At 52.0% G+C, this 15,832-nt stretch carries 2 protein-coding genes; both read right to left on the bottom strand.

The features are described from left to right. Positions 1-41: 41 nt before the first annotated feature. On the bottom strand, positions 42-11,543 hold the full coding sequence (locus K331_RS0126685) for a non-ribosomal peptide synthetase (RefSeq protein ID WP_028592668.1): 11,502 nt from the start codon (positions 11,541-11,543) through the stop codon (positions 42-44). Positions 11,544-11,726: 183 nt separating this feature from the next. After that, on the bottom strand, positions 11,727-15,832 hold a 4,106-nt coding region (locus tag K331_RS33255), incomplete at its 5' end, for a non-ribosomal peptide synthetase (RefSeq protein WP_211237366.1).

Below are 15,832 nucleotides of genomic sequence, written 5' to 3'. Positions count from 1 at the left end.
TTGAAGATCAGTGATTTCGGTGAAGGTAAGAAGTGAACCGATCAGCGATTATCGCTGATAACGAGTCTGGACTTCCCCGTCGCCTCCCCTTGTTGCCAAATATGACGGATGATCTTACGAATGCTCTTGGCATTCTCCTCCACAAAGCCTGGTTCAAGAAGCTCATAGTGATTGCCGATCATGGCCTGCTCTACATAGCTGCCTTGTGTGGCATCCTTCCATAGCAGACGATTGTCACCGCTACCCTTAACCGCTTCTGAGCCGACTGCCACAAGTCCGTAAATGTCAGCCTGCAAGCACTCTGTATTCAGTAATTGATTACCATATACTGCGTAAGCGAGCATTTTGCGACGATAGGAGTCATTTAGCAGCTCACGATAAGCCTCGGGCACCTGCTCCAGCATGGCCTCAATTTCCTGCGTTGTCTCCTCCGCGGTAGAGGATGAATATTCAGTACTACGCACCGAATCAAGTATAATGATGCCTGCCACCGAATGTCCCTGCTCCTCCAGTGCAGCTGCCACCTTATGCGCCAGATTACCACCAATGGAATAACCAAGCAGCATATACGGTCCCGTCGACTGGGTATTGACAATTAAATCTACATAGCTTGACAGCAGCTTCCTTTCATCCATGGCTTCCTCCGGGAACTCCAGCCCGTACAGAACCGCCTCCTCGTTCAGTTGCTTTGCCAGCTCTGCGAATGACAATGCATAACCAAGCATAGGCGGGAAGCAGAACAGGGTTGCATACCCATGATCATTAAGACGAAGGATCGGCTGATCCTGTCCTGTCTCCAGCTCTGACTTCATCAGTGCCAACGCCTGCTCCTCAATCGTTGGGCAATCCAGCACGGTGCGAATCGGAAGCTCAATCCCCGTGGCAAGCTGAATCTTGCGCACAAGCTCCAGTACCTTCAAGGAATGGCCTCCCAGCATGAAGAAATCGTCATGGATACCCACCTGCGGAAGATCAAGGACCTCCCGCCATATGGAGGCTAACATTTGCTCAACATCAGTATGAGGAGCTACATACTCAGTACCATGATTCACACCAGCTTCCGGAGCTGGCAATGCCTTGCGATCAATCTTCCCGCTCGTCGTCAGCGGCATGCGCTCCACCTGTACGAAAGTAGACGGAATCATGTATCCGGGCAAAGCACCCGCCAGCTGTTCGCGGATGTCACGTACCGTTAGCGATGCATCAGCCGTAAAGTAAGCACAAAGCTGGTGCTGACCCTTTCCATCTGCTACTGCAATGACCGCACAATCACGTACCGATGGAATACCTGCAAGCTGAGCCTCTACTTCACCTAGCTCAATCCGGAAGCCGCGTACCTTCACCTGATCGTCCATTCGTCCTACGAACTCCACATTTCCGTCAGGCAGCCATCGTGCCAGATCACCCGTCGCATACATGGTCTGCCCATGAAGGTATGGATGCTCCACGAATCTCTCCGTGGTTAGTTCAGGCCTGTTCAAGTACCCCCTGGCAAGCCCAGCACCAGCGATGAACAGCTCTCCTACAACCCCTACGGGCTGTAACTGCCTATGAGCATTCAAGATGTAGACACCAGTATGCCGAATTGGCTTGCCCAGATGTACGGCTGTACCCTGTTCGCATTCGGTTGCAAGGGCATCAATTGTCGTCTCTGTCGGACCATAATGGTTGTGCAGTCGGTAGCCCTTGCTTAGTAAGACATCCTTCAACGCATCCTCAAGTCGCTCACCACCAGAGATCAAGGTCTCTAGGCTATCGAGCTTGGGCTCCTCAGCCAGAAAGGCCCGCATCAGGACTGGCGGCAAGTCCAGCATGCCAATATCATGTTTAGCAATATAACGGAGTAGCGACGACTTACTGAGCAGCGTATCCCGCCGAATGCAATGCAGCTCGCCTCCATGCAGGAGCACGGCGAAGATCTGCTCGACACTTGGATCGAAGGTATATTCAGCTGTCAGCACAATGCGATGTCTGACATAGTCAGCATAGCGATCTGCGAACCAGTTCACCGTGTTCGCTACACTGCGATGAGCGACCATGACTCCTTTTGGCAAGCCTGTTGTTCCAGAGGTATACAGCACATACATAAGGTGCTCTGGCCCAGCAGCTGACGGTAGATTGGAGTCTTCTTGTGCATAGACTTCAGGATGATCCAGCACTACCTTCTTACCACTGAACGAAATATCCTCTGCAAGTCCTTGCTGCAGCATCAGAATCGCAGTGCCGGAGTCCTTCAACATATATTCAATCCGTTCAGACGGATAAGAAGGGTCGATCGGCACATAGGCTCCACCAGCTTTCAAAATTGCCAAGATCCCGACAATCATCTCAATGGAGCGCTCTGCCAGCAGTGCAACACACTGATCTGGCTTCACTCCTTGATTACGCAGTGTTCTTGCCAGTTGATTAGCCCTCCGATTCAGAGCATCGTAGCTCAATCTCGTGTCCTCGAAGACTACTGCATCCAGCTCTGGTGTCCTTGCAGCCTGCTCTTCGAATAGCTCATGTAATGTGAAGCTAACAGCTTCATGGAGCTTCTGACCCGCCTCCCCTGTTGAACGACTTGTTGAACCAGTCACGAATGGATCCGTTGAGCTGTGAGCTCCGTCCGTTCTATTCGTTCTATCCGTTCTGTCAGCTCTGCCAGAATTGCATTGCTCAAGTGATACCTCTTGTTCTGCACCCCAGCCGTTGAACTCATGCAGTATCTCGTGCTCCTCCTGAGGGGTAGCTAGTCTGATATCGCTGATCACCATGTCTGGATTGGCTACAACCTGTTGCAGCACATATGCAAAATGTCCGGCAATTCGTTCAATATCAGCCTCTGAATATACCAGAGCATTGTATCCAATGCTCAGACGGAGTCCTTCTCCTGGCATGACGGCGAGATTGAAATCATAGTTCGTCTGCTCGAATACAGTCACATTATCAATGGAAAACGGAGCTTCTTCCTTGTGCCCCAATTGCTCAACCTGCTCATCCACTGGATAGTTCTCGAATACCATAATATGCTGAATCAGATTCTGCTTCTGATCCGTCAAGGCCTGAATCTCGAAGAGCGGGTACGTATCATATGCATGGGAAGCCATAGCCTGTTCCTGCATTCGCTTCATGACCTCTGCAAAGCTCTGTCCCGCCTCACTTCGAACACGTACCGGAATCGTATTAATGAAGAGACCGATCATCTCCTCGACACCGTTAATATCAGATGGGCGCCCTGAGACGACACTACCGAACAGTACATCTTCATGCTGATTATATTTCTGCAATACAACTCCCCATGCAGCTTGGAGCAGTATATTCGTCGTCACCTGATGGCGCTTGGCGGTGTCTTCTACCTGCCGGGTCAGCTCCCGATCCAAATCCCTCACCCAGTCACTAGCAGCATAGCCATCAGTCCGCTGGGACTGGGCGGATAAAGTACCCGGAATCAAAGTCTGCTGATCATATCCGGTCAGGTAGCCTTTCCAGTGATCTTCTGCCGCCTGGCGATCCTGAGCTTCCAGCCATTCGATGAAGCGGCTGTATGGAACAGGAGGCGCCAGCTCCGGTATCTGGCCAGCTTGCAAGGCTGCGTAGCCTTCGAACACTTCTCTGTTCACCAGGGACAGACACCAACCATCCATTACAATGTGATGAAAGCTCCATATGAAGCGGTAATTGTCTTCCGACGTACGCAAAACTGCTACACGCAGAAGAACGTCTCGACGCAGATCGAAGCCTCTTGCTTGATCCTCCAGCTTGAACTTGGCTAATCGGGCCTCCTGCTCCTCTGAAGCCAGCTCTCGTAAATCCTCATATATAAAGCCGCATTCCCGGCTCCGATATACGACCTGTAGCGGTTCTGTCTCACGACCAAAATAAAAATGGGCACGGAGCGCTTCGTGGCGCTGCACAAGCATGTTCAGACTTTCTGCGAAGGCCTGGACATTCAGCTCTCCTTGCAAATCATAGCTGAACTGCTCTACATAGGCATCATGTGCAGCCATCTGTCGATCCAGCTGGCTGTGGAACAGCATCCCTTTTTGCATGGGAGTCAGACCGTAGACATTGACCACCTCTCCGTGCACATTCATCTCGGCCAAGAGACGATCAAGGCTATCTACATCAAGGCCCTTATAGGAAATATCGCTTGGCGTAAGCTCAGGCTGCTCCTTGCGAATACAGTGCAATAATATATCTCTGAGACTCGCTTCCAATAATCTCGCCAAGGTCTCCATCGTGTTTGAACGGTAGCTGGTAGTACTGTAGCTGATCGTCAGACCGAGCTGACCTCCCGAGATCATCCCATTGAAATCAAGTGTATATGTCCGCGCCATCGTGGGACTCAGTGGCATCCCTCCGGTATATGAGGAGGACTGAAGCTCATTACTCTCCATGTCCTGGTCAAATTGCCCAAGGTAATTGAAGCTAATCTCTGGATTGGCTTCAAGCTGTGCCATGCTCGGCGATCTGCCTGAGTCTGTCATATATTTGAGGATGCCGTAGCCGATCCCCTTATTCGGAACGCTACGCAGCCTCTCCTTCACATGCTTGATGCGCTGGCCCAATGTCATCGCTTGAGGCATGTCGAGCAATACCGGATATTGGGTAGTGAACCAGCCAATCGTCCGGCTAATATCCACTTCCGGGATAATGTGCTCTCTACCATGTCCTTCAAGCTGAATCAAGAATCTCTCTTGCCCACTCCATGCCTGCAAAGCCATACCGACTGCCGTCAAGAGCAGATCATTCATCTCTGTGCGATAGGTGCGGTTGGCAAGCTTAAGCAGTTGCTCAGTCTCTTCCATGCTCCATACGGCGGTGACGGTCTCGCTATCGGCAATCAGTGGCATTCTTTCGCCGGCTTGATCGTTATCAGTCTGGTCATAATCCACTGGTAGCGGAGCCACATCTGTCTGAGCAATCGCTGCCCAATAGGTCTGTTCCTGCTCCATAGCCGGACCTTCTGCATAAGCACGGAGCTGCTGAGCCCACGTCTGGAATGAATCTGTCTTGTGCGGCAGCTGAATGATCTCTTCACCTTGGGAAGCCTGCTCATAAGCCGTTGCCAGGTCTTCAAACAAAATACGCCACGATACGCCGTCCACTACCAGGTGATGAATGACAATCAGCAAATGGTCGCCATCCGGGCAACGGAACAATCCCAATCTCATGAGCGGACCCTGCTCCAGAGAAATACTGGCTTGAAGCTCATTGCACAAAGCCTCAACCTTCTCTGTTCGTTCCTCCTCATTCAGATTGCTATCCATGCAATCGTAGACCTCCAGAAGGTATGCTTCACCATCCTCCATCCGTCGGTTCCAGGCCGTAATTTCTCCTTGAACATGAACGTCATCTACCACATGGTCTGAATGGCTGTTCGCTGTATGGAAGACGATTCGCAAGGCATCATGATGCATAGTGATCGCTTGAAACGCATGCCGCAGCGCTTGCTCATCGTAGCCCTCAGGGCGATAAAGCATGACAGACTGGTTAAAATGATGTGGCTCCGCGGTCTGTTGCTCAAAGAACCAGCGCTGAATCGGAGTCAAGCGTACCACGCCGCTAACTTCTCCTTGCTCCGCCAATTGAGTCACAGGCTGAACATGTGTGGATAGCTCAGCAATCGTCGGATATTTGAACAAATCCTTCATTTCTAGCCTATGACCAGCCTGGAACAAACGGGATGACACCTGGATTGCCTTGATGGAGTCACCACCTAGATGGAAGAAATTATCCTGAATTCCCACACGCTGAAGACCAAGTATCGCTCCCCACGCATCAGCCAGGGCTTGCTGAACCTCCGTCTGTGGTGCTACATAATCCATGCCTGAATCCACATGCTGTTCCGGTGAAGGGAGCGCTTTGCGATCTACCTTCCCATTCGGCGTCAAAGGTAGCTCTCCCAGCTGAACGAAGTAGGATGGCACCATGTAGCCGGGCAAGTCTTGGGATAGTGCTTGACGCAATTGACCGGCCCCCATCTCACGGTCTGTTACGTAATAAGCACATAGCTGCTTCTGTCCCAGCTCATCCTGCCTTACGACAACAATGGATTCCTTTACTCCAGCTACAGAGGACAGACGGCTCTCAATCTCGCCCAGCTCAATGCGGTAGCCGCGGATTTTGACCTGCTCATCGATTCGACCCTTGTACTCCAGCACTCCGTCAGCACGCCAGCGTGCCAAGTCACCCGTGCGGTAGCAATACTCTCCAGTGCGATAAGGACTGACAATGAACTTGTCTGCTGTCAGCTCTGGCCGGTTGAGGTATCCACGTGCCACACCGTCACCACCAACAATCAGTTCACCCCAAGCTCCAACAGGCTGTAGCTTGAGCGCTCGATTGACAATGTACGTCGTGGAATGGTCGATAGGCCGACCGATTGGAACGGCTTGTGTCTGTGGCTCGGTAATATCATAGATCGTCGAGAACACAGTGTTCTCCGTCGGACCATAAGCGTTGATGATTCGAAGCTGCGGGTGAGTCTCCATCACACGATTCAAATGTGGTACGGATAGCACGTCTCCTCCGACAATTAATTCCTTCAGCGGTGTGAACAAGTCAATGTCCTGCTGCGAATGCTGGTGGAATAAGGACGTAGTGAGAAACAAGGTGTTGATGCTGTGCTGCTGAATTGCCTGCTTGAGTTGGACCGTATCCAAAATCGTGTCATAGCTCACCAGATGTAGCTGTCCGCCATTCAACAGCGTCCCCCAGATCTCGAACGTTGAGGCGTCGAATACGACCGCCCCGGTCTGCAAGAGCCGTGTATCCTCGTTGAGCGTGGCATGGCTTCTGTTTTTCGCCAGTCGAACGATATTCCGATGCTCGATCATGACGCCTTTCGGATTGCCTGTCGTGCCGGAAGTGTACATCACGTGGGCAAGATCGGTTGATGCTGCCTTCACAGGAAGATGCTCTTCTGCTAAGGCCGAGCCAGTTCCGTGCAGGTTATTAAGGCTCTCAGATTCCCCGGCATCGCCTGCAGTCTCGTGCATCTCACTCCCTTCACACAGCGAACCACCTTGCCACTGTTGCTCATCACTCAGATCCAGGATTGGAATATCCGCCGCAAAGAACACCTGATCATAGCGCTGAGCCAGAAGCAGCTCGGCACCTGAGTCCTCCAGTAGATAAAGGATGCGCTCTTCCGGGTAGACAGGGTCAACGGGGACGTAGGCCCCACCTGCCTTCAGAATCCCCAGCATACCAACAACCAGCTCGATGGATCGCTCAGCCATCAGTGCTACACACTGCGTATCTGAGCCCTGTCTGCGGCGAATCCCTCGAGATTGCAACATTCGTGCAAGGTGCTCGGAGCGTTCATTAAGCTCTCGGTAGGTCAGCCTTTCGTCAGCAAAGGTGACGGCTATCTGCTCTGGTGTACGCGCTGCATATTCCTCGAATATGACGTGCACAGGCAAATCTTTGGGATACGGATAATCTGCGACCGTGTTGTTGAACTCTCTAATAATCTGTTCTTTTTCCCGCGGCGTGATGATCTCGATGGCAGACAGCGCTATGTCCGGTTGCTCAATGACCGCATCCACCAACTGTCGGAAATGCAAGGCCAGTCGCTGAATCGTCTCTTGGTTATACAGCCGCGTAGCGTATTGCAGACCACAAGCAATGTCTTCTCCATCTTCAAATGCAAATAGACTTAGGTCGAACTTGGCAGCCGTCTGCTCGCCTGGATATGGCTCCATTCTCAGACCATTCAACTGCTGCTCGCGCTGTTCCAGATTTTGCAATGCAAATACAGTGTCGAATAGTGGATTACGACTTAGATCCCGATCAAGCTCTAGCTTCTCGATCAGCTCCTCCAATGGATAGTCCTGATGCTCAAAAGCCTGTAACGTATGCCCTTTAACCTCCTGCACATAATCACGGAACGACTTGCTACCCTGCGGGTAGCTGCGGATGGCCAATGTATTGACGAACATTCCAATTAGTGGAGCTAGCTCGGCATGCGTCCTACCTGCAATGGGTGAACCTACAATGATATCCTCTTGACCGCTGTAGTGACTGAGTAGAGTCGTGTATGCAGCCAGGAGCACCATGTACAAGGTGGACTCCGTCTGCATCGCAATGTGCTTCAGACCTGCGCTTTGCCGCGCGTCAAGTGTAAATGGCAACACATCTCCTGCAAAGCTTCGAACCGCCGGACGCGGGAAATCTGTCGGCATATCCAGAACTGGCAGCTCACCAGCGAGGGTACCAAGCCAATATGCCTCCTGCTCCTTGTATCGTTCGCTTCGATGCTGCTCCTGCTGCCACAGCGCATAATCCTTGTATTGGATGCGTAGTGCTGGTAGCTCATCCTTGGCGTACAGACGGACAAGATCCTGCATAAGCACCTGAACGGAGGTGCCATCCGATATGATATGATGCATATCCAGTAGCAAAATGTGCTGCTCCGCACCTACAGCAATCAGTCCTGCCCGGAAGAGCGGTGCCTGGTTCAACTCAAATGGGCGAATAAAGTCCTGTAGCAGCTGATCCGTCTGCTCCCTGTTAGCACCATGAGCTTCGATGTGTTCAAGACGGAAGGACACCTTGTCATGCAAGCGCTGAACAGGCTCGCCCTGCACGGTATCAAAGCTGGTGCGCAATGTCTCATGACGCTGAATCAGTTCCTGAAAGGCTTGCTCCATGGCATTGATATCAAGCGGGCCGACCAGTGTCACAGCACCCGGAATATTGTAGCTGATTCCGTCCGGTTCAAGCTGATTCAGGATATACATTCGCTTTTGCGCTGAAGACAGCACGTAGTGTGACTGCTGCGGTGCAATTGGAATCGCAGTATAGCTTGTCTGCTCCAGTGTCTCCAGCACCTGTGCAAGCTGCTCGATCGTAGGGTGGCCGAACAGGTCCTTAAGCTGAAGATTTTTGTGCATTTGTCTATGCACTAGCGAAATAACATGCGTCGCCCGCAGGGAATGTCCTCCAGCTTCGAAGAAATTGTCCTTAATGCCAATCCTCTCGACATTTAGCACCTCCTGCCAAATACTCACAAGATGCTCCTCCATGGAAGTCCTTGGAGGCTCATAGACGCTACCGCCATGCATGCTTCGCTCCGGTTGTGGTAGTGCGCGTCGATCGACCTTGCCGTTCGGTGTGAGCGGTAGCTGCTTCAGCTCAACAAAATATGAAGGCACCATGTAGCCCGGAAGCTCTCGAAGCAAGGCGTTACGTAGCTCCTGCATCTGTGACGCGACTCCCGCCATATTTCCCTCTCGGATAGCAGCCGTCTCCGTATCTGCCATGGCTGTCTCGTTGGCAAATCTACTAGTTGGCTCATTAGCAGCATCGCTAGTTATCTCCTTAGCAACTCTCTCTTTAGCAGCATTGTGAACCGTCACCTCAGTAGCCCTATTGCCCTGCAGCACAACATATGCGCACAGCTGCTTCTGCCCCTGCTCATCCTCATGTGTCACGACAATCGCATCACTTACCACTTCCAGCTTCAGCAGCTGTGCCTCCACCTCGCCTAGCTCGATCCGGTAGCCGCGGATTTTCACCTGAGCATCGATTCTTCCCTTATACTCCAAGGTCCCATCTTCGCGCCAACGCACAAGATCTCCAGTCCGATAACAGCGCTCAGCACTGCGGAATGGACTATCTATGAACTTCTCAGCTGTCAAATCCGGCCGATTGCGATAGCCGCGGGCTACTCCGTCTCCACCGACGAGTAGCTCGCCCCAAGCCCCTACAGGCTGTAGCTGCATCGCTCGATCCACTACATAGGCTGTCGAGTTCGCAATAGGACGGCCTATCGGCACCGCTTCCGACTGAATGCCAGAAATAGCATGCGTAGTCGAGAAGGTCGTATTTTCCGTCGGTCCGTAGCCGTTGATCAGTTTCAGTGACGGGTACGCTTCCAGTACACGATTCACATGTGGTACAGACAGCACATCGCCACCGATCAGCAGTTCTTTCAGACCAGCGAACATCTCCACGTCCTGCTGGGATAATTGGTTAAAGAGTGGCGCCGTTAGCCACATGGTCGTGACACCATGAGCTCGTATAGCCTCTTTTAATCTCGCAGCATTCAAGATAACGTCCTGGCTTACGAGGATGAGTTGGCCACCGTTCAGGAGTGCTCCCCAGATTTCGAAGGTAGATGCGTCGAAGACAACGGCCCCCGTCTGCAAAATTTTTGTATCCGCATGAAGCTCTGCGAAATTTGTATTCTTCACCAACCGCACAACATTTCGATGCTCGACCATGACCCCCTTGGGCAGACCAGTCGTGCCTGAGGTATACATGATATAGGCCAGTCGATCGCCGCCAATTAACGGTTTATGAGCCTTTAGCTGGTCAGTCGCTTCATCTATGTTGTCTCCACGACCATACACAGATCCAGAAGCTGAGGATTCCGGCTGACCTGCACCATACACATCTTCATCCCGCAAATTCAGAATGGTTCCCTTATAGTCCAAAGGTCTGTGCTCAGCTCGTGTCACCAGGAACAGCTCAGCGCCTGAATCCTCCAGCAGATAGCTCACACGCTCCTCCGGGTAGTCTGGATCAATCGGCACATACACGCCGCCGGCTTTAAGAATGGCCAGCATTCCAACGACCATATCAGCGGAGCGCTCAGCCATGATCGCAACAGGCTGCTCCAGGGCTACTCCTGCTCTCCGCAAGGTAGCGGCTAGTTGATTAGACTTCTCATCTAGCTCGCCATAAGTCATACTGCCTTGCTCCTCGACGAGCACGACCTGATAAGGAGTCTGCTTGGCTTGCTGTGTGAATAGCTCTTCAATGGACGCCTCTCGTGGGTAATCCACGGTGGTATCATTGAAGGTAAATTTCAGCCTATCTGCATCCTGTGCGGATAGAATGTCTACACTGGACAACATTAGCTCCGGTTGGTGCAGTACAACGGCATAGAGCCGGGATAGCTGCTCACCAAAGGATGCAATAGCCGTTTCATTGTAATAGCTATTATTGTAGGTCATTGTAAGAGAAGCGATGTCATCCTCCCACTTGAACTGCATATGCAGCTCTGCATCAACCTCACTCATCCAAGCTACTTTATGAAGATTGTGTAAGGAGACTACCGTGTGAAATAGCGGCTTGTCTGCGTTGCTGCGCGGAATATCCAGCCCCTCCGTGTAGGTCCAAAAGGGGATGTTCTGGTGCTCTATAGCTTCACTGATACCTGCTTTGATCTGTGAGAGCAGACTCTTGAAGGTTGTGGCAGTATTCAGCGTGCTCTTCAGGATGAGCATGGAATTGAGCGGCTTGGCAGCACTACTGCCAGTCTCTGCAACAGGAATGCCCAGCAGTATATGCTCCTCGCCTGTATATTTATGTAATAGGCTATTTACTCCAGCAAGCAGCACCATGTATACAGCCCATGGATTACTGCCAGTGATGGATGATATGCGACTTGAGACATCAGATGAAAATGTCAATGTATATGTAGCATAATCAGCGTGTGCTGCTACATCCTTCGGTACATGAGTTGTATAAGGCAGGGTGATGATCCGATCCTCGGGCTCCAGCTTCTGACTCCAATATTTTTTTTCCTTCTCAAATAAAGCTTTCAATGACATCCCTCCTGCTTCATGGGGCTTCTCCCCGCTTGGAATGGTGCTTGGCTAATAACTTGAGCTCGTTTATCGGAAAAATACAGTGCAGGCAGGGACAGCAGACTCGCTGCTGCCCTCTGCACATGCAATGTGAATCAAACCTGTTGGAACAGTATCGGAACTTCAACTTACCGTCAGATGCTAGAAAGCAAAATCAATGGAATCCGGCGTGAAGCCTTTCGGTTGCTCGTCTGTGTGCACGTGAATATCACCAAGTGGTACATCTGGATTAGCGACTACTTGCGACAGAATCGCGATGAAGTCATTACTGAGTCGCTCCATCACGGCGGCCCCGAACAGCTTGGTGCAGTATTCAAAGGATCCTCGCAGTACACGATCCTCCTCACTCATGGATAGAGTCAGATCGAATTTGGAAATCCGATGCTCCTGCTCATACGGTCGGAAGGAGAGGGATTCCAGACTCGCCTCCTGTGACTCCGTATTTTGCAGCACGAACATGGTATCGAATAGCGGATTTCGACTCGCATCACGAGGGATATCTAGCTTCTCCACCAGCTCCTCTAACGGATAATCCTGATGCTCGAATGCTTGCAGCGTACGATCTCTCACCTCAAGCAAGTAGCTGTGGAACGTGTGATGATCCGTAGGCTGATGGCGAATCGCCAACGTATTCACGAACATACCAATCAGCGGCTCAAGCTCTGGCTGTGGACGACCGGCCACCGGAGTACCGATGATTAGATCATTCTGGCCACTGTATTTGGACAACAGCAATGTATAGGCACCCAGCAGGACCATATATAACGTGCTTCCGGTCTGCGCTGCCAATTGCTTCAGCTGTGAATACACAGTTGGCTCGACTGCAAAATCATACAATGCTCCCTCGAAGCTGCGTGTTGCAGGTCTTGGATAGGCAATCGGCAGATCAAGTACAGGCAATGGGCCCGTCAAATGCTCAAGCCAGAACTGCTCCCGACGCTGGTAGCGCTCCTCATGTATCTGCTGCTGCTGCCATACCGCATAATCCTTATACTGAATACGCAGCGGTGGAAGCTCCTGTCCTTCGTACAGTTGTACCAGCTCTTGCACGATATTGTTCGACGATGCTCCATCGGAGATGATATGGTGCATGTCGTACATCAACAGATGGCGGTCGCCTCCAGTCCGCACAAGACGAACACGCAATAGCGGTGCAGATCGGAGATCAAAGCTGCGTACAAAGGAGTCTATATGTGTCTCCAGCTCCGATTCTGCGCCCTCCAGTCGTTCTATCGCGAATTCAACCTGCCCATGAATCCGCTGCGCAACCTCGCCATCCACCATCTCAAAGCTGGTACGCAGTGTATCATGACGCGCAATAACTGCACGGAAAGCCTGCTCCAGACGATCAGCATCCAAGGCTCCTGCCACTTCCAATACACCCGGCATGTTGTAGCTTGTATCTCCGCCTTCCAGATGGCTCAAAAGGTATACTCGTTTTTGGGCGGAGGAGACTGGATAATATGCCTGCTTTGGTGCGGAAGAAATGGCTGTGTAGACAGTCGTTCCTTGCTTCGCAATGAGTCTGGCCTGCTCCTCAATGGTGACGTACTGGAACACCTCACGCAGCGTAATCAGACTTCCCAGCTCCTGATGGATTCTCGCCACAAGCGTCGTCGCCCGCAGAGAATGTCCGCCTACATCGAAGAACGAGTCGACGATGCTCACGCTAGACAGCTTGAGGACATCCTGCCATATGCGTGCAAGCTGTGCTTCCAGTGCGGTCCGTGGTGCAATATGCTCACGTCCACCACCAAGTCTTGCTTCTGGTGCAGGCAGCGCCTTGCGATCCACCTTGCCACTTGCTGTCAGTGGGAATTGCTCCAGCTGTACAACATAAGTCGGGATCATGTAATCCGGCAGTATTGGCTGCAGAACGCTTCGCAGCTCCGGCAGATTCACTGGAGATACTGCCATGATATAAGCACACAGATCCTTGTGCCCATCCTCTTGCTCCCACACGGTGACCACCGCACCATGGATATCGTCTACCTTGAGGAGCTGCGCTTCGATCTCGCCCAGTTCGATCCGATAGCCGCGAATCTTCAACTGTTGGTCCATCCGGCCAAGATACTCAATACTTCCATTCGGTAACCAACGAGCCAGATCCCCCGTTCGATACATCCGGTCAGTCTGATGACTAGCGGATGAATGTTCGGTCTCGACAGCATGTACGGACTTCACGAACGGATTGTGCAAGAATTTTGTTCTCGTTAGCTCCGGTAGATTCAGGTAGCCTCGTCCTACACCTTGCCCACCAATATAGAGCTCGCCTGCCACCCCGATCGGCACCAACTGCTGCTTGCCGTTCAGAATATACAGAGACTGCTTGCCGAGCGGCGTGCCGATGGATAATGTGTGCTGTCCTTGCTTCAACAGTTCATCAAGGCTGCTCACATCCTCCACAGTATAAGCGGTAGCATCCACAGTTGTTTCTGTAGGCCCATACACGTTGGTGATAATCGGATGATACCCGGACCACTTGTGCATGAAGGTGTGAAGAAGAGCTACCGGCAGCGCCTCGCCACCAATCAGGTAATGCTTGACCTCTGGCGCCTCCGTTACTGCAATTGTCTCGTTCAGGATTTGCAAATGCGCAGGTGTGCCATCGGACAAGTCAATGTTGTACGTACGGTAGTAGCCAATCAATAGCTCGCCGTTCAGACTCACATCGCGGGAGACAATATGCAAGGTGTGACCTAATAATAGGGCCGCAAAGATTTGCTGAACGGATGCATCGAATACATAGGCCGACAGCCAAGCCACCTGCAATGGTCGATCATAACGGCTGTATACACGTTCAGCGAGAGCATCCACCAGATGGTTGACGCTGCCTTGCTCGATTAGCACTCCTTTCGGTTGTCCGGTCGTACCTGACGTATAGATGATGTACGCCAAATTATGCAGATCCACCGTGGAAGTCAGATTATGGACTTCCTGCTCAGCCATTTGAGCTGTAACATCCTCGTCGTCGATTACAATAGCTTGGACCGTAGCGGGTAAGCGAACCGCTGAATGAACTGAACTGGATGTAATCACCACACGTGCTCCACTATCCTCAAGCATGTATTGAATCCGTTCCTGCGGATACATGCGATCCATCGGAACATACGCGCCTCCAGCCTTGAGTATGCCGAGAATACTCACAGCGATATCAGCCGAACGCTCCAGCAAAATACCAACCGGTTGGTCAGCTTCCACTCCTGCTGCTCGCAGCAGACGAGCTAATCGATTCGCCCGCTCATTCAACTCAGCGTAGGTCATACTTGTATCCTCAAATACAACCGCGACCCGTTCAGGATGCTGCTGTACTTGTGCCTCGAAGCGTTCGCTAAGCGAGAGTCCCAGCTGCTCCGCACCTTGACGATGATCTCCCCCGCGTAGACTGTGTAGCTGCGGATCGTTAAATACATTCAGAATGTACTGACTTTCTTCTTCTGTAATCAAGGCGATCTCGCCCAGCAACACATTCGGATTCGCTGCCACGGCTTCTGCCAGACGAACGAAGTGTCGGGTCATTCGCTCGATGGTCTCAGGACGGAACAATGCCGTCGCATACTGCAACCCAAGCTGGATGCCGTCCTCTTCCTCACGCGCCTCCAGTGTCAGATCGAACTTCGCTGGCGCTTGCTCCATCTCATAAGGACGGAAGCTCAGCTCTTCCAGCTGCTGCAGCTCCCCTTCCTCCGTCGTATGCAAGGTGAACATCGTATCGAACAACGGATTACGGCTCATATCCCGCTTCACATTCAGCTGATCCACCAGCTCCTCGAACGGATAATCCTGGTGCTCGAAGGCCTGCAATGCGCGAAGCTTCACATCCTCCACATAGCTACGGAAGCTCTGCTCCGCACTTGGATAATTCCGCAGGGCCAGCGTGCCAACGAACATCCCTATTATCGGCGCCAGGTCTGCATGTGGACGCCCTGCAATCGGCGTACCGACGATAATGTCCTCCTGTGCCGTGTAGTGATGCAGCAGCGTCGTATATGCTGCCAGCAGCACCATGTACAGGGTCGATCCGCTTTGGGTCGCCAGCTCCTTCAGGCGATCACTGACCTCTCGATCCAGTCCGAACACAATCGTGTCCCCTTCACTGCTGCGTACTGCCGGACGAGCATAATCTGTCCGTAGATCCAGTACAGGCAGCTCACCGCGGAACGTATCCAGCCAGTAGGCTTCCTGACGCTGCATCCATGCTTGCTGTGCCTGGCTGTGCTGCCAGATGGCATAGTCCTTGTATTGCA

This window comes from Paenibacillus massiliensis subsp. panacisoli DSM 21345, assembly GCF_000426545.1.
GTDB classification, from domain to species: Bacteria; Bacillota; Bacilli; order Paenibacillales; family Paenibacillaceae; genus Paenibacillus; species Paenibacillus panacisoli.
The sequence above is the reverse complement of the archived record's forward strand: the minus strand, read 5'-3'. Positions and strand labels throughout refer to the sequence as shown.